13 protein-coding genes are annotated in these 15,882 nt (G+C 72.1%); 8 read left to right on the forward strand and 5 right to left on the reverse strand.

Going from position 1 to position 15,882, the window contains the following annotated elements; genetic code table 11:
* Positions 1-78: 78 nt before the first annotated feature.
* From rplU to OG494_RS01160, 5 genes are all read left to right on the forward strand, one after another.
* The gene (gene rplU / locus OG494_RS01140; protein WP_003067132.1) at positions 79-393 is read left to right on the forward strand and encodes a 50S ribosomal protein L21; all 315 of its coding nucleotides are present in this window, start codon (positions 79-81) and stop codon (positions 391-393) included.
* A 53-nt stretch (positions 394-446) separates the two neighbouring features.
* A complete protein-coding gene (rpmA, locus tag OG494_RS01145) occupies positions 447-707 on the forward strand; it encodes a 50S ribosomal protein L27 (RefSeq protein WP_155545674.1) in 261 nt (86 codons plus the stop codon).
* 107 nt (positions 708-814) lie between these two features.
* Positions 815-2,275, forward strand: a complete 1,461-nt coding sequence (gene obgE, locus OG494_RS01150) for a GTPase ObgE (protein ID WP_328451025.1) — start codon at positions 815-817, stop codon at positions 2,273-2,275.
* A complete protein-coding gene (gene proB / locus OG494_RS01155; RefSeq protein WP_328451026.1) occupies positions 2,272-3,381 on the forward strand; it encodes a glutamate 5-kinase in 1,110 nt (369 codons plus the stop codon). Before obgE ends, proB begins: the two co-directional genes overlap by 4 nt.
* Before the next feature lie 179 nt (positions 3,382-3,560).
* Complete coding sequence (locus tag OG494_RS01160) at positions 3,561-5,036, forward strand: class I adenylate-forming enzyme family protein (protein WP_328451028.1); 1,476 nt, start codon at positions 3,561-3,563, stop codon at positions 5,034-5,036.
* A gap of 8 nt (positions 5,037-5,044) precedes the next feature.
* On the opposite strand, the gene OG494_RS01165 is transcribed toward OG494_RS01160, so the two are convergent.
* On the reverse strand, positions 5,045-5,518 hold the full coding sequence (locus tag OG494_RS01165; RefSeq protein WP_328451030.1) for an SRPBCC family protein: 474 nt from the start codon (positions 5,516-5,518) through the stop codon (positions 5,045-5,047).
* A gap of 95 nt (positions 5,519-5,613) precedes the next feature.
* On the opposite strand from OG494_RS01165, the gene OG494_RS01170 reads away from it, so the two are divergent.
* Together OG494_RS01170 and OG494_RS01175 are read left to right on the forward strand one after the other, a co-directional pair.
* The gene (locus OG494_RS01170; protein WP_328451032.1) at positions 5,614-8,478 is read left to right on the forward strand and encodes an AfsR/SARP family transcriptional regulator; all 2,865 of its coding nucleotides are present in this window, start codon (positions 5,614-5,616) and stop codon (positions 8,476-8,478) included.
* 70 nt (positions 8,479-8,548) lie between these two features.
* A complete protein-coding gene (locus tag OG494_RS01175) occupies positions 8,549-9,091 on the forward strand; it encodes a dihydrofolate reductase family protein (RefSeq protein ID WP_328451034.1) in 543 nt (180 codons plus the stop codon).
* Positions 9,092-9,161: 70 nt separating this feature from the next.
* Here OG494_RS01175 and OG494_RS01180 read toward each other — a convergent pair whose 3' ends face one another.
* The 4 genes from OG494_RS01180 to OG494_RS01195 all read right to left on the reverse strand — a co-directional run bounded on the left by OG494_RS01180 (position 9,162) and on the right by OG494_RS01195 (position 15,114).
* Positions 9,162-9,551, reverse strand: a complete 390-nt coding sequence (locus tag OG494_RS01180; RefSeq protein ID WP_328451036.1) for a PPOX class F420-dependent oxidoreductase — start codon at positions 9,549-9,551, stop codon at positions 9,162-9,164.
* A 12-nt stretch (positions 9,552-9,563) separates the two neighbouring features.
* Positions 9,564-11,285 carry an arginine--tRNA ligase gene (gene argS / locus OG494_RS01185; RefSeq protein WP_328451038.1) on the reverse strand — a complete coding sequence of 574 codons (1,722 nt, stop codon included), beginning with the start codon at positions 11,283-11,285 and terminating at the stop codon, positions 9,564-9,566.
* 130 nt (positions 11,286-11,415) lie between these two features.
* Positions 11,416-12,687: an MFS transporter gene (locus tag OG494_RS01190; RefSeq protein ID WP_328451040.1), complete on the reverse strand. Its 1,272-nt coding sequence runs from the start codon at positions 12,685-12,687 to the stop codon at positions 11,416-11,418.
* A 315-nt stretch (positions 12,688-13,002) separates the two neighbouring features.
* Positions 13,003-15,114 (reverse strand): RecQ family ATP-dependent DNA helicase, encoded by a 2,112-nt coding sequence (locus OG494_RS01195; RefSeq protein ID WP_328451042.1) that lies wholly within the window; start codon positions 15,112-15,114, stop codon positions 13,003-13,005.
* Between the two features lie 197 nt (positions 15,115-15,311).
* On the opposite strand from OG494_RS01195, the gene nadD reads away from it, so the two are divergent.
* Positions 15,312-15,881 (forward strand): nicotinate-nucleotide adenylyltransferase, encoded by a 570-nt coding sequence (gene nadD, locus OG494_RS01200; RefSeq protein WP_247064488.1) that lies wholly within the window; start codon positions 15,312-15,314, stop codon positions 15,879-15,881.
* Position 15,882 lies beyond the last annotated feature (1 nt).

Here is a 15,882-nt window from a genome sequence, read left to right on the forward strand (position 1 = left end):
GAGAGCAGGACCGCCTTCCCGGAGGCGGGCCGATCGCGCGGGGCCCCCACCCATTGTCGAGTAATGCAGGAGACTTCCGTGTCGGCGTACGCGATCGTCAAGACCGGCGGCAAGCAGTACAAGGTTGCCGTCGGCGACGTGGTCGAGGTCGAGAAGCTCGAGGGCGAGCCGGGCACCGAGCACATTCTCCCCGCCGTTTTGTACGTCGACGGTGGCGATGTCACCACGGACGCTGACGCGCTGGCGAAGGTCTCGGTCACCGGCAAGGTCGTCGAGCAGACCAAGGGTCCGAAGATCCGGATCCACAAGTTCAAGAACAAGACGGGCTACCACAAGCGTCAGGGTCACCGGCAGAAGCTGACCCGCGTCGAGGTCACCGCCATCTCCCTGTAAGAACTTCTCCGGATCTGCTTTTCAGACCGAGTTTTTTAAAGAAGGGCTGAGCTATGGCTCACAAGAAGGGTGCGTCCAGCTCCCGCAACGGTCGTGACTCGAACGCGCAGCGCCTCGGCGTCAAGCGCTTCGGCGGCCAGGAAGTCAACGCCGGCGAGATCCTGATCCGCCAGCGTGGCACCAAGTTCCACCCGGGCGTGAACGTCGGCCGTGGCGGCGATGACACGCTGTTCGCGCTGGCCGCCGGCGCGGTCCAGTTCGGCGAGAAGCGTGGTCGCAAGACGATCAACATCGTCGTGCCCGTGGAAGCCTGAGTTTCGGCTTCGACGCTAGACCTCAAACGAGGGGTGGGGCCGGAATATCCGGTGCCGCCCCTCGTTTGTTTTGTGTAATCCCTGCTCGCGAGTGAAAGAGGCAAGTCATGGCGTCCCGTTTCGTGGACCGCGCGGTGATCCACCTGACCGCCGGTGACGGGGGCAACGGCTGCGCCTCGGTGCACCGCGAGAAGTTCAAGCCCCTCGGCGGCCCGGACGGCGGCAACGGCGGCAACGGCGGTGACGTCCTGCTGGTCGTCGACCCCAACGTGCACACCCTGCTCGACTTCCACTTCCGTCCGCACGCCAAGGCGGGCAACGGCAAGCTGGGCCAGGGCGGTGACCGCGCGGGTGCGGCGGGGGAGACCCTGGTGATGAAGGTGCCGTCCGGCACCGTCGTGTTCACCGAAGACGGCGAGATGGTCGCCGACCTGATCGGCCCGGGCACCACGTTCGTCGCGGCACAGGGCGGCCGCGGCGGCCTCGGCAACCGTGCGCTGTCGTCGAAGGCGCGCAAGGCGCCCGGCTTCGCGCTGCTGGGCGAGCCGGGGGAAGCCCGCAACCTCGTGCTGGAGCTGCGTTCGGTCGCCGACGTCGGCCTGCTCGGCTTCCCGTCCGCCGGCAAGTCGTCGCTGATCTCGGTGCTGTCCGCGGCCAAGCCGAAGATCGCCGACTACCCGTTCACCACACTCGTGCCGAACCTCGGCGTGATCACCGGCGGCGACACCGTCTTCACGATGGCCGACGTCCCCGGGCTGATCCCCGGCGCGTCCGAAGGCAAGGGCCTCGGGCTCGACTTCCTGCGCCACATCGAGCGCTGCGCGGTGCTGGTGCACGTCGTCGACTGCGCGACGCTGGAGCCCGGCCGCGACCCGGTGTCCGATGTGGACGCGCTGGAGCTGGAACTCTCGAAGTACACCCCGGGCCTCGGCGGGAAACTCGAAGAGCGCCCGCGCGTGGTCGTGCTCAACAAGATCGACGTCCCGGAAGCGGCCGAGCTCGCCGAGTTCGTCCGGCCGGAGTTCGAGGCCCGCGGTCTGCAGGTGTTCGAGATCTCCACGGCGTCGCGCAAGGGCCTGCGCGAGCTGACCTTCGCGCTCGCCAAGGTGGTCGAGGAGTACCGCGAGATGCAGCCGGTGCTGGAGCCGGAGACGATCGTGCTGCGGCCCCTCGCCGTCGACGACCAGGGGTTCACCGTCGAAGTCGACCCCGAGGAAGAGGGCGCCTACATCGTGCGCGGCACGCGCCCGGAGCGGTGGATCCGCCAGACGAGCTTCGGCAACGACGAAGCCGTCGGCTACCTCGCCGACCGCCTCAACCGCCTCGGCGTCGAGGACAAGCTGGCGAAACTCGGCGCGCGGCCGGGCAGCCCGGTCACGATCGGCGACGTCCAGTTCGAGTGGGAGCCGTCGACGCCGAGCGTCGCGATGCACCTGTCCGGCCGCGGCACCGACGTCCGGCTCGAGAACCACGACCGGATCGGCGCGGCCGAGCGCAAGGAAGCCCGCCGGATCCGCCGTGACGGCCCGGACGAGCCGGAAGGCGCCGACGGGGACCTGGACGCGTGAGCGGCACGCGGGAGGCCATCGCCGCCGCCCGGCGGCTGGTGGTCAAGGTCGGTTCTTCGGCGCTGACCACCGCGGGCAGCGGCCTCGACCCGGTCCGGCTGAACGCGCTGGTCGACGCAATCGCTTCGCGAGTCGCGGCCGGTACGCAGATCGTGCTCGTCTCCTCGGGTGCGATCGGCGCCGGCCTCGCTCCGCTGTCGCTGGGTAAGCGCCCGAAGGACCTGGCCACCCAGCAGGCGGCGGCGAGCGTCGGGCAGCTCGCGCTGGCGCACGCCTACGCCGAGTCGTTCGGGCGGTACTCGCTGACGGTCGGGCAGGTGCTGCTCACCTCCGACGACGTCGTGCGCCGTTCGCACTACCGCAACGCGCAGCGGACGTTCTCGCGGCTGCTGGCGCTCGGCGCGGTCCCGGTCGTCAACGAGAACGACACGGTGGCCACCGAGGAAATCCGCTTCGGCGACAACGACCGGCTCGCGGCTTTGGTGGCGCACCTGATCGGCGCCGATGCCCTGATCCTGCTGTCCGATGTGGACGGTCTGTACGACGGCGACCCCCGCGAAGGTGCCACCCGCAAGCTCACCGAGGTGCTCTCGGAGTCCGATGTGGACGGAATCTCGGTCGGGATGTCCAGCTCCGGGCTGGGTACCGGCGGCATGGTGTCCAAACTGGCGGCCGCCCGTACCGCGGCCGGCGCGGGCATCCCGGTGCTGCTCGCGGCGGCGTCGGAAGCGTCATCGGCCCTGACGACGGCCTCCCCGGGCACGGCGTTCGCCCCGGCTGACACCCGCCTGTCGGCCCGCCGCTTCTGGCTGGGCTACGCGGCCGACACGACGGGCAGGCTCCGCATCGATGACGGCGCGGTGACGGCGGTGGTCCGCCGCCGCCGCTCGCTGCTGGCGGCCGGAATCATCGGCGTCGAGGGCGACTTCCAAGCCGGCGACGTCGTCGACCTGATCGACACGAACGACCGCGCGGTGGCGCGCGGCGTGGTGGCGTTCGACGCGACGGAGCTGCCGGACCTGATCGGCCGCTCGACCCCGGAGCTGCCGCCGGAGCAGCGTCGCGAGGTTGTGCACGCGGACGACCTGGTCCCGCTGCGCCGCTGACCGAAGGCAGAGCGCAGCTTCTTCGCGGCAGGCCGTGGCGACGGAACTGCCGGACCTGATCGGCCTCGACCCCCGAGCTGCCCCGGAGCGGCGTCGCGAAGTAGCCCACGCCGACGAGCGGGTCCCGCTGAAGCCGTGTTCGGGGACCTGTCCCGAAGGCACTGTCCTAGGCTCCGCGCATGACCGGCCCCGCCGACATCCTCCGCACCGCCGCGCGGCGCCACCCCGGCCGGACCGCGCTCGTCACCGCGACGCGCACACTGACCTACGCCGAGCTCGACGCGGCCGCGGCGGCCGTCGCCGGCGGCCTGCGTGACCGGGGCATCGCGCCGGGCGACGTCGTGACGCTCTACGCGCCCAACCGCTGGGAATGGCTGGCCGCCTACCACGGTGTCCTGCGGGCCGGCGCGATCGTCACCCCGGTCAACGCCCTGCTCACCGCCGAAGAACTGAACTACGTCACCGGTGACTGCCGGGCCGCGGCCGTCATCACGACCGGCGCGCTCCGGGAGCGGGTCGACAACGTCGAGCTCGTCGTGGACCTCGACAACGGCGACGACGCCGTCCCGTTCGCGGACCTGCTCGGCGCCGCACCCCGGGACCCGATCGACGTGGCCGGCCCGTGCACCATCGCCTACACCTCCGGCACCACGGGTCACCCGAAAGGCGCCGTGCAGAGCCAGTACGGCGTCCTGGTCAACTGCGCGCTCACCGCCACCATGCACGCCCGCCGCGAAGACGACGTCGTCGTCACCGCGCTGCCGCTCCCGCACGTCTACGGGAACGTCGCCGTGCACAGCACGTTCTGCGCCGGCGGGACCGTCGTACTGCGGGAACGGTTCGCACCCGAAGACGTCTTCGCCGCGATCGAAACGCACCGCGCGACCATCTTCGAAGGCGTGCCCGCGATGTACGCGATGCTGCTCGCCGACCCGGCCCTCGCGACCGCGGACCTCTCGTCGCTGACGCGCAGCACCGTCGGCGGCCAGACGATCGCCGTCTCGACCATGCGGGCCTGGCAGGACCGCAGCGGGGCGCCGCTGCTGCAGGTCTGGGGGATGACCGAGCTGTCCGGGCACGCCACCACGCACAGCCCGCACGCGCCCGAGGTCCTCGGCTCCATCGGCGTCGCCTACCCCGGCGTGCAGATCCGCGTCGCCGACCTCGACGACCCGAGCCGTGACGCCCCGGACGGCGTCCGCGGCGAGCTGATGGTGCGCGGCCCGGTCGTGATGCTCGGCTACCACGACCGGCCCGGGGCCACGGCCGAGACGATCGACGCGGACGGCTGGCTGCGCACCGGCGACCTCGGCTACCGCGACCCCACCGGTCACCTGTTCGTCGTCGACCGCAAGAAGGACCTGATCATCACCGGCGGCTACAACGTCTACCCGGCCGAGATCGAGCGGGTGCTCGCCGGGCACCCGGCCGTCGCCATGGTCGCCGCCGGGCCGGTGCCGGACGCGGTCAAGGGCGAGCTCGCCTGCGCGTACGTCGTCCTGCGCCCCGGCGAGACCACCACGGCCGACGAGCTGATCGCGTTCACCACCCCGCACCTCGCCCCGTACAAACGGCCGCGGCTGGTCCGGTTCGTCGACCGGCTGCCCGCGACGCCGTCGGGGAAGATCAAGCGGCGCGAGCTGGCCGGGCTGTGAGACCGCGCTCAGCTCCGGCCGGCCAGCCGCGCGCCGAGCTGGCTGAAGAACACCCGCGTCCCGGCCTCCAGCGCCGCGAAGTGCTCGTCGGTCACCACGCCGGTCTGCCGGAACTCCTGCCGGGTGCCGCCGTCGACCTCCGTCAGCGTCACGGTCATCTCGGTGCGCATCGGCTCGTCCGGCGACGGCTCGTCGCTGAGCCCCAGCACCAGCCGCTCACCCGGGACGACGTCGACGTAGAACCCGGCGAAGGGCATGGTGAAGTCGCCCGCCTCGGACGACTGCTTCGCGGCGAACCGGCCGCGCGGCTCGACCTCCATGACCAGGTCGTGGGTGCGGAAGCCGGGGCCGACCCACCAGGTCGCGAACCGCGCGGGGTCGGTCCACGCCGCCCACACCTCGTCGCGGGACACCGGGAAGGTGTCGGTGAGCACCAGCTCGTGCGGCGTTTCCACAGTTTCCATTGTTTCCATTTCGGACATCCGGACCACTCCTCGGGTTCTTCGGTTACTGGAGCCACCTTCGCCGGACGCCCCATCCGGCCGCTATCGATCCGCTATGGACGACACTGGTGGTGATGACCGAGCACCCCGCCCCGCCGCGGCTCCGCCTGCTCGGGCCCGCCGAGCTCGGGTCCCCGGCCACGCCGGTGGGCAGCCCGCGCGAGTCGGTCGTGCTCGCCGTGCTCGCGCTCGACGCCAACCGCGAGGTCGCGGCCGAGAGGCTGGTCGACGCGCTCTGGGGTGAGCGGCCGCCGGCCACGGCCCGGTCGCAGGTCCAGATCTGCGTGTCCGCGCTGCGCCGCCGGCTGCGTGACGCCGGCGGGTTCGCGACGATCACCACCCGCGCCCCGGGCTACCGGCTCGACGTCGCCGCCGAAGACCTCGATCTGACGCGGTTCGCCGAACTGGCCGTGCGGGCCCGGACCGACGACGACGCCTGCGAAGCGGCGCTCGCGTTGTGGCGCGGGCCCGCGTTCGCCGGTCTGGACAGCGATGCCCTGACCCGCGCCGCCACCCGGCTCGCGGAACGCCGGCTGGACCTGGTCGAGCAGCGCGTCCGCGCCCGGCTCGAGAGCGGCGCCGACGTCCTGCCCGAGCTCACCGCCCTGGTCGACGAGCACCCGCTGCGGGAGAACCTGCACCTGCTGCTGATGCGGGCACTGCACCGCGGCGGCCGCCGGGCCGAGGCACTGACCGCGTTCCGGCGGGCCCGCGACGTCCTGGTCGACGAGCTCGGCGTCGAACCGGGTCCCGAGCTGCGTGAGCTGCAGGCCGCGATCCTGGCCGGGGAGCAGCCCGCCGCCCGGGCCGTTCAGGACGTCGTCGCGACGCCGGTGCCGCGTCAGCTGCCGGCGCCCGCCACGAACTTCACCGGTCGCGACGCCGCGTTGCGCGCCATCAGCGCGCGGCTGTGCGGGCCCGCCGACCCGCAGACGCCGTTCGCGGTCCGGGTCGTCGGGATCTCCGGCGCCGGCGGTGTGGGCAAGTCGGCGCTGGCGGTGCGGGCCGCGCACGAGCTCGCCGCGCGCTTCCCGGACGGCCAGCTCTACGCCGACCTGCACGACGACTCGGCCGAGGACAGCACGACCTGGTCCGCGCGGGTGCTCGGCGGTTTCCTGCGCGCCCTGGGCATGGCCGAGGAGCTGCTGCCCCGGGACCCGCGCGAACGCGCCGAGCTGTACCGCACGCGGCTGGCCGACCGGCGGGTCCTGGTCGTGCTCGACGGCGTCCGGCGGGAGGCGGACGTCCTGCCGCTGCTGCCCGGTTCGGCCGGCTGCGCGGTCCTGACGACGTCGCGGGCACGGCTCACCGGCCTGCCCGGCGCGGCCGGCGTCCAGCTCGACGTGCTCGAGGACGACGTCGCGCTGCGGCTGCTCGCGACGTTCGTCGGCGACGATCGGCTGACCGCCGAACCGGAGGCGGCCGAGGCCCTGGTCGCCGCGTGCGACCGGCTGCCGCTCGCGCTGAGCATCGCCGGGGCGAAGCTCGCGTCCCGCGACCACTGGGCCCTCGGCGATCTGCTGGACCGGCTGACCGACGAGAAGCGGCGGCTGGACGAGCTGTCCTTCCGCGGGGTCCAGCTGCGGTCGACGATCGCGTTGTCCTACCACGGCTTGAGCGGGCCGGCCCGGTCGCTGTTCCGCCGGATGGCCACGCCGCAGCACCCCGACCTGCCGCACTGGGCCCCGGGTGCGCTGCTCGACGTCCCGCACGTCACGGCCGAGGACGCGCTCGCGGAGCTGCTCGAAGCCAACCTGATCGCCGACGGCGCGCCGCCTTCGGCGTTGTCCCGGCGCTGGCGGTTCCACGACCTCGTGCGCGTCTTCGCGACCGAGTGCGCCGCCGCCGAGGACAGCGTCGCCGAGCACGCGGCGGCCCTGCGCCGGCTCGGCTCCGGCTGGCTCGGCCTCGCCGGACAGGCCCAGCGTCCCGAGTTCGGCGGCCGGCTCGACCTGCGGGGGACCGCGCCCCGCCGGGAGCCGCCGGCCTCGGCGACGGCCGCCGTCCGCCGGGCGCCGTTGCAGTGGGTCGACGAAGAACGCTTCGCGCTCGTCACGGCGGTGCGGGAGGCGGCGGCCGCGGAGTGGGACGACCTGTGCTGGGAGCTGGCCGTCACGGCCGCGGCGTTGTTCGAAATCCGCGGCTACTTCGACGACTGGCGGGAGATCGCCCAGCTCGCGGTCACGTCGGCGGACCGGGCAGGTGACGCGGTCGGCGCCGCCGCGGCCCGCCACTCCCTGGGCGCGTTGCTCGTCCACCAGGGCCGTCCGGACGACGCGGCCCGGTACCTCGAACCCGCGCTGGCCGGGTTCCGCGCCGCCGGGATCGGTCACGGCGTCGGCGCGACGCTGCGGCAGCTCGCCACGGTCCGGCGGCTGAACGGCGACCTCGCCGCGGCCCGCGCGTGCGCCACCGAGGCGTTGCCGCTCCTGCACGCGGCCGGCGACCGAAGCGGCGAAGCACACGCGCGGTCCGAACTCGCCCGGCTCGACCTCGACGCTCGCGCGCTCGGCGACGCCGCCGGCCAAGTGGCCGAAGCGCTGCGGCTCGCGCGGGACGCGGGCGCGTCGCGCACCGAAGCGCAGATCCTCTACCGCAGCGCCGACGTCGAGCTGGCCGCCGGGCACGTCGGCGCCGCCGGGGTGGCGGTGGACCGGGTCCTGGAGATCGCCTCCGGTCTGGGGGACCGGATCGGCGTCGGCTACGCGTTGTTCGGCCAGGGCCGCGTCGCCGTCGCGGCGGGAGACGCCGGCACGGCCACCGCCCGGTTCACCGAGGCGGTCACGGTGGCCGGGGTGACCGGCGACCGGCACCTGCAGGCCCGCGCCCACCGGCGGCTCGGCGAGCTGGCCGAAGACGCCGTGACGGCCGCGGAGCACGCCCACCGGGCCGAGCGGCTCCTCGCCGACGTCGCCCAGCACGCGAGCGGGAACCGATAGCGCGTCGATAGCCCACCGGAAGGGCCGCGGCCGAATCTCGGGGCACCACGAACGAACCCGGGAGCATCCGATGCGCAAGATCGTCAACTCGACCTACGTGACCCTCGACGGCGTCGTCTCCGACCCGCACCTGTGGTCGCTGGACTACTTCGACGAGGCCGCCGGCGCCTTCGCCCTCGACCAGCTGCGCGCGAGCGACGCCCTGCTGATGGGCCGCGGCACCTACGACGGTTTCGCCGAAGCCTGGCCGGCCCGCAGCGGCGACGAGTTCAGCGACACCATGAACAAGATGGCGAAGTACGTCGCTTCGACCACTCTGACCTCGCCGGCGTGGAACAACACGACCGTGCTGTCCGGCGACCTGCCCGGCGCCGTGCGGGAGCTGAAGCAGGCGCCGGGCGCGGACATCCTGATGTACGGCTACGGTCCGGTCGCCCGCACGCTCGTCGCGCACGGGCTGCTCGACGAGCTGCGGCTGTGGATCCACCCGGTGCTGCGCGGCGCCGGCGAGCAGCTCTTCGGCGAGGGCGTCACCGGGGTGTTCGGCAAGGTCGAGACCCGGACGTTCGCGAGCGGCACGGTGGTCCTCGTCCTGTCCGAGCCCCGGCGCTGACGGCCCTCGGCCCACCGACACCAGGTGGGCCCGGCCGCCGGCTTCCGGGACGCTGACGACCTGGTGGCGCCTACGTCCCGCTGATGCGGTCCGGCTTGATGGTCAGCAGCAGCCGCGTCTGGTCGCGCCCGCCCCACCACGGGTACGGGCCGCCCAGATACCGCTGCGCCAGCTTCTCGATGTGCTCGACGGCGCCGTCTTCGGTCATCCCGACGACCTGGCCGCGGATCGCGTAGTAGCGCGACGGCCGCTCGCGGTCGGCCACGTTGAGCGCCACCCGCGGGTCACGTTCGATGTTGCGCTGTTTCTGGTGGCCCAGCACGGTGTTCACCAGGACGTGCGTGCCGTCGGTGTCCACCCAGGTCTGGGTGAGCTGCGGCGAGCCGTCCGGCATCGACGTCGCCAGGAAGCAGAGGCTGGGCTCGCGCAGCAGGGCGAGCAGGTCGCCGGGCAGTTCCACAATGGTCTCCCGCTAGAGCTGGTCGGGCGCGTCGATGCCGAGCAGGGAAAGCCCGAGCGCGAGCGTGTGCGCCGTCAGCGTAGTCAAGCGCAGCCGGGACGCGCGCAGCTCGGGGGTCGGCGCCTTGAGCACCGGACAATCGTCGTAGAACCGGGAAAACGCGACGGCGGTCTCGTAGAGGTACGTACAGAGCTTGTGTGGCGCGTGGGCGCTTGTCGCCGCCTGAAGGGCTTCGCCGAACCGCAGCAGCTTGAGCGCGAGCGCCCGTTCCGCCGGTTCGTCCAGCAGGATCCGCGTCCCGTCGGGCTCGCCGCCCGCCCTGCGCAGGATCGACCGCGTCCGCGCGTGCGCGTACTGGAGGTACACCGAGGTGTTGCCCTCCTTGGCGAGCATGCGTTCCCAGGCGAAGACGTAGTCGCGCTCGCGGTCGCCGGAGAGATCGGCGTACTTGACCGCGCCGATGCCCACGGCCCGGGCGACTTCGGCCTGCCCGGCCGCGTCGAGCTCACTGCGTTCGGCGACGACCGCGGCGGCCTGCGTCACGGCTTCGGTGAGCAGGTCGACCAGCTTGATCGTCTCGCCGGCCCGCGTCCGCATCGTCTTGCCGTCCGCGCCCAGCACGGTGCCGAAGCCGACGTGCTCGGCGTGCCCGGTCAGCCAGCCCGCCGTGCGGCAGGCCGAGAACACCATCGCGAAGTGCTGCGCCTGTGGCGTTCCGACGACGTAGAGCAGGTCGGTCGCGCCGCGTTCGGTCGTCCAGTACCGGACGGTGGCCAGGTCCGTGGCCGCGTAGCCGTACCCGCCGTCGCGCTTGCGGACGATCAGCGGCAGCCGGTCGCCCTCCCGGTTGCGGAACCCTTCGGGGAAGACGCAGACGGCACCGTCGCTGAGTTCGGTCAGCCCGGCCGCTTCCAGGTCGTCGACGACCGCGGCGAGGTACGGGTTGTAGTAGCTCTCGCCGTAGATGTCCTTGTCCGTCAAGGAGATCCCGAGCAGGGCGTAGACCTCGTTGAAGTGCCGGGTCGACTCGTCGACGAGGGTCTGCCACACGGCGAGGGTCTCGTCGTCGCCGCTCTGCAGCAGCACGACGCGGGTGCGCGCCCGCGTCGCGAACGCTTCGTCGCTGTCGAACTTCCGGCGTGCTTCGCGGTAGAAGGCGTCGAGGTCGGCGATCGCGCGCTGCTCGGACGGGACGTCGAGCAGGTGCTCGATGAGCATGCCGAACGGCGTGCCCCAGTCGCCGAGGTGGTTGTGCGGCAACACTTCATGGCCCGCGAAGCGCAGCAGGCGCGCGAGGGCGTCGCCGATCACGGACGAGCGCAGGTGCCCGACGTGCATTTCCTTGGCGACGTTCGGGCTGCTGTAGTCGAGCGCGATCGTGCGTGGACCGGCCGTCTTCGGCACGCCGAGCCGCGGATCGCCGAGCACCGATTCGACGCGCGTTTCCAGCCAGTCCTTGCGCAGCGCGAAGTTGAGGAAGCCCGGCCCGGCGATTTCGGGCGGCTCGGCGATGCCGTCCAGCTCCAGGGCTTCGGCGATCAGCGTGGCGACCTCGCGCGGCGGCCGGCCGAGCTTCTTGCCGAGGCTCATCGCGAGGTTGGCCTGGTAGTCGACGCCGTCACGCGGCGACGCCTGGATCAGCGCCTGCTCCGAGGTCAATTCCACGTCCAGGGCCCGGCCGGCGGCGGCCACCACGCGGCGCGCCAGCTCCTCGGTAACGTCGGCGGTGTGCACGGTGTCCCTCCTTCGGCTCGGTCAACGGAGGCCTCAACCGCTTGAGGGGTCAGGGTGGCGAGGCCCCCGGCGCGGGGCGGAGCCCCGGATGTCACAGCCTAGCGAGCGTGACCGGCCGGCGACGAAGGGATTACCCCAGCTCGCTGCCCTTCGTCTCCGGCAGCGTCAGGATCACGGCGAACGCGATCGCGGCACCGGCGGCGACGTACCAGAAGTAGAGCGTCGGCGAGATCGCGCCGAACACCGTGATGAGCAGGGGAGCGGTCCCGCCGAAGATCGCGACGGTCAGGTTGTACCAGGCGCCGATCCCCAGCCCGCGCAGCTCGGTGGGGAACAGCTCGCTCATGATCGCCGGCGCGATCGACGTCATCGCCGTGTACAGCCCGAGCCCGACGCAGAACACGACGAGCAGGCCGCCGACGTCCGGGCCGATCAACGTGGACAGCGGCACGATGACGACGGCGGTCGCCCCGGACCACACGAGCAGCTGCGGTTTCCGACCGACCCGGTCGGCGAGCGCGCCCATCGGGTACTGCAGCGCGATGAACAGCACGGTGCCGACGGAGAGCGCGAGGAACACGGCGCCGGCGTCGGCGTGCCGGTTCTTCACCGCGAACGACGTCAGCGCGCTGAAGAACGTGTAGTAGCAGAGCGTCGAGAGCATGGAGAAGCCGACGAGCCGGCCGACGGCCTTCGGGTGGTGCGTCAGCGTGGTCAGCAGCGGCCGCTCGAGCTTGCGGGCCTTGGTCTTCGTCTGCTCGAACAGCTCGGTCTCGGCGAGGCTGCGGCGCAGCCACAGCCCGACCACGCCGAAGACGCCGCCCAGCAGGAACGGCAGCCGCCAGCCCCACGACGCGAGCTGCGCCTTGTCGAGGGTCCGCGACAGCACGAACCCGAGCACGGTCGCGACGAGCACCGCGGAGCCGGTCGAGATGTAGAAGAACGCCGAGTACCGCCCTCGCCGCTCCGCCGGCGCGATCTCGCCCAGGTAGGCCGACGCGTTCGACACCTCGCCGCCGAGCGAGAGCCCCTGCGCGATCCGGGCGAGCAGCAGCAGGAGCGGCGCGAGCCAGCCGACCTGCGCGAACGTCGGCAGCACACCGATCGCGACCGAGCCGCCCGCCATGAGCACGATCGTCAGGATCATGGCGGGCTTGCGGCCGCGGGTGTCGGCGAAGCGCCCGAGCAGAACTCCGCCGAGCGGACGGAAGAAGAACGCGAGCGCGTAGGTGGCGAACGTGTTGATCAGGGCGAGGGTGTCGTTGCCGGAAGGGAAGAACGCGCCGGCGAAGTAGATGCTGAACGTCGCGTAGATCGTCCAGTCGAACCACTCCAGCGCGTTGCCCGCGCTCGCCGCGAACAGCTTGCGCACCGGCAGCCGGTGCTGAACCTGCACGGTCATGGCAGCCTCCACGTCCCCCGAAGGTGGACGCGACTTTGCCACATTAGCCCGCAGTACGAAAGATCCCGACCATCCGGTCCGGCGGCCGGAACCCACCCCGCCCACGACTCCCAGCTCAACACCGTGTCGTCCACCCAGGTACGTGTGTCGTCCCTCCAATCACGCGAGTCGGCTGCCCAATCACGCGAGACCCGGGCTCGATCACTCGAGATCCGTCTCCGAACATGCGAGTCCCGCCGTCGTCCACGCGAGATCGGCTTTCAACCACGCGCGCCGGCCCGCCCGGCAGGAAGGACTTACCGAGCGGCTCCCGGATCAGGCCGTGCTGGCCAACGCGAACGGCAGCACCGCGGGCGCCCCGGCCCGCCGGAGCAGCCGCGTCGCCAGTGTCATCGTCCAGCCGGTGTCGATGACGTCGTCGACCAGCAGGATCGGCCCCGCGGGCAACGTCGCGGCCAGGTCGGCCGGCATGCTCAGCCGCCGCCACAGGTCGGCCAGCCGTTGCGCGCTGTTCGCCTGGCGCGGCGGCGGGCCGTCCGCGTCGAGCGCGCCGAGGAAGTCCAGCTTGCCGATGTCGGCCAGCCGCGTCGCCAGGCTGTAGACCAGCCGCGGCCGCGTCGACGACGGCACCGCGACCACCGCCACCGGCCGCTCCGACCACTGCCACCCGGCCAAGACCTGCACGCACGCCTTGAACACCGAGTCCGGCACGTCCGAGTCCTGGGCGGCCGGGCCGACGAGCTCCCGCAGCCGGTTGCCCCAGCCGACGTCCGTCAGCCGCCCGAGGACCTGCCCCGGCTCGGCCTGGTCGTCGGCGCCGATCCGGCCGGAGACCGGAACGTCCAAAGAGGACATCCCCGTCGGCCACTGCTTCCGCGGCGCGACCTCGACTCCCGGGCGCTGCAGGCGTTCCCGCGTCGCGTTGACGACCTCGTCGGTCACCGACGTGTCCCAGTGCTGCCCGGTGCAGTTGTCGCACCGCCCGCACGGCGCCGCGTCCGGGTCGTCGAGCTGACGGCGCAGGTACTCCATCCGGCAGTCGCCGGTCGCCAGGTAACCGAGCATCGCCTCCTGCTCCCGATCACGCGCTTCCGCGACGCGCTGGTAGCGGCTGCGGTCGTACTGCCAGTCCTCGCCCGTGCTCTCCCAGCCGCCCTTCACGCGCCGGACCGCGCCGTCGACGTCCAGCACCTTGAGCACCATCTCCAAGCGGGAGCGGGAAAGCTCCACCGACGGCTCGAGCGCGGCCGTCGAAAGGGGACGGTCGGCGTAGGCGAGCGAGTTCAGCACCTGGGTCACCCGCAGCTCGTCGGGGAACGCCAGCGACCCGAAGTACGCCCAGATCGCCCGGTCCTCTTCGCCGGGCAGCAGCACGACCTCCGCGCGCTCCACACCACGCCCGGCGCGACCGACCTGCTGGTAGTACGCGATCGGCGACGACGGCGCCCCGAGGTGGACGACGAACCCGAGGTCCGGCTTGTCGAACCCCATGCCCAGCGCGGACGTCGCGACCAGTGCCTTGACGCGGTTGCCGAGCAGGTCGTCCTCAGCTGCCTGCCGGTCGGCCGGGTCGGTCTTCCCGGTGTAGGCCGCCACCGGGTACCCGCGGTCCTTCAGCAGGGACGCGACGTCGTGCGCCGCCGCGACCGTCAGCGTGTAGATGATCCCCGACCCCGGCAGCTCGGCCAGGTGCTCCGCGAGCCACGCGAGCCGCGCCTGCGACGTCGGCAGCCGGCACACCGACAGCCGCAGGCTTTCCCGGTCGAGGCTGCCGCGCAGCACGAGCGTGTCGCCGCCGCTGCCCATGCCCAGCTGCTCGGCGACGTCGGTGACGACGCGGTCGTTCGCCGTCGCGGTGGTCGCCAGCACCGGCACGCCGTCGGGCAGGTCGCCCAGCAGTGTGCGCAGCCGCCGGTAGTCCGGCCGGAAGTCGTGGCCCCAGTCGGAGATGCAGTGCGCTTCGTCGACCACCAGCAGGCCGGTGCTCGCGGTCAGCTTCGGCAGCACGTTGTCGCGGAAGTCCGGGTTGTTCAGCCGTTCGGGGCTGACGAGCAGGACGTCGATCTCGCCGGCCGCCACCGACGCCTGGACGTGCTCCCACTCCTGCGGGTTCGCGGAGTTCATCGTCGCCGCGTGGATCCCGGCCTTCGCCGCCGCCGAGATCTGGTTGCGCATCAGGGCCAGCAGCGGCGAGACGATCACCGTCGGCCCGCTCCCTTGTTCCCGCAGCAGCGCCGTGGCGAGGAAGTAGACGGCCGACTTGCCCCACCCGGTGCGTTGCACGACGAGCGCGCGCCGCCGCTGCGCGACCAAGGCCTCGATGGCCGTCCACTGGTCTTCGCGCAGCTTCGCCGAGTCGCCGGCCAGCGCCCGGAGAAGGGTTTCGGCGCGGTCGCGGAGTGCTGGGGTGGTGCTGGTGGTGTCCACGTCCCCACGTCTACCCCATGGCACCGACGAACCGGGAATCGGCGGCGGCGCGAACGGACCGTTCGTGTCGAATACGGGTCGCAATGTGACCTGAATCACAAATCCTGCACGGTCGGGCGAGGTGTGCTGCTGGACCGGACGGCCCCCGGGTCCGGTGTATAGGCTCGGGACCCATGTCACCACGGCGGATCGGGGTCATGGGCGGCACTTTCGACCCCGTGCACCACGGCCACCTCGTCGCCGCGAGCGAGGTCCAGTCCCGGTTCGGGCTCGACGAAGTGATCTTCGTGCCCACCGGGCAGCCCTGGCAGAAGACCGACCGCAAGGTCACCAAGGCCGAGGACCGCTACCTGATGACGGTCATCGCGACCGCGTCCAACCCGGTCTTCTCGGTCAGCCGCGTGGACATCGACCGAGCGGGCCAGACCTACACCGTCGACACCCTGCGCGACCTCCACGCCGAGTACCCCGGAGATCAGCTCTACTTCATCACCGGCGCCGACGCGCTCGAGCAGATCCTCACCTGGCACAAGGCCGACGAGCTGTTCGACTTCGCGCACTTCATCGGTGTCACGCGGCCCGGCTACCGGCTCAATTCGCACCACCTGCCCAGCGGCAAGGTGAGTCTCGTCGAGGTCACCGCGATGGCGATTTCGTCCACCGGCTGCCGCGACCGCGTCGAGCGCGGGGAGCCGGTCTGGTACCTCGTTCCCGACGGCGTCGTCCGCTACATCACCAAGAAGGATCTCTACCGGAAGAGCGACTGAA

Source organism: Amycolatopsis sp. NBC_00438 (genome assembly GCF_036026695.1).
Taxonomy (GTDB): domain Bacteria; phylum Actinomycetota; class Actinomycetes; order Mycobacteriales; family Pseudonocardiaceae; genus Amycolatopsis.

What these genes read in the sequence shown, in the direction of transcription:
- rpmA (WP_155545674.1), top strand. Translation starts at nt 447, where the DNA reads ATGGCTCACAAGAAGGGTGCGTCCAGCTCCCGCAACGGTCGTGACTCG.
- obgE (WP_328451025.1), top strand. Translation starts at nt 815, where the DNA reads ATGGCGTCCCGTTTCGTGGACCGCGCGGTGATCCACCTGACCGCCGGT.
- OG494_RS01160 (WP_328451028.1), top strand. Translation starts at nt 3,561, where the DNA reads ATGACCGGCCCCGCCGACATCCTCCGCACCGCCGCGCGGCGCCACCCC.
- OG494_RS01165 (WP_328451030.1), bottom strand. Translation starts at nt 5,518, where the DNA reads ATGTCCGAAATGGAAACAATGGAAACTGTGGAAACGCCGCACGAGCTG.
- OG494_RS01170 (WP_328451032.1), top strand. Translation starts at nt 5,614, where the DNA reads ATGACCGAGCACCCCGCCCCGCCGCGGCTCCGCCTGCTCGGGCCCGCC.
- OG494_RS01175 (WP_328451034.1), top strand. Translation starts at nt 8,549, where the DNA reads ATGCGCAAGATCGTCAACTCGACCTACGTGACCCTCGACGGCGTCGTC.
- OG494_RS01190 (WP_328451040.1), bottom strand. Translation starts at nt 12,687, where the DNA reads ATGACCGTGCAGGTTCAGCACCGGCTGCCGGTGCGCAAGCTGTTCGCG.
- nadD (WP_247064488.1), top strand. Translation starts at nt 15,312, where the DNA reads ATGGGCGGCACTTTCGACCCCGTGCACCACGGCCACCTCGTCGCCGCG.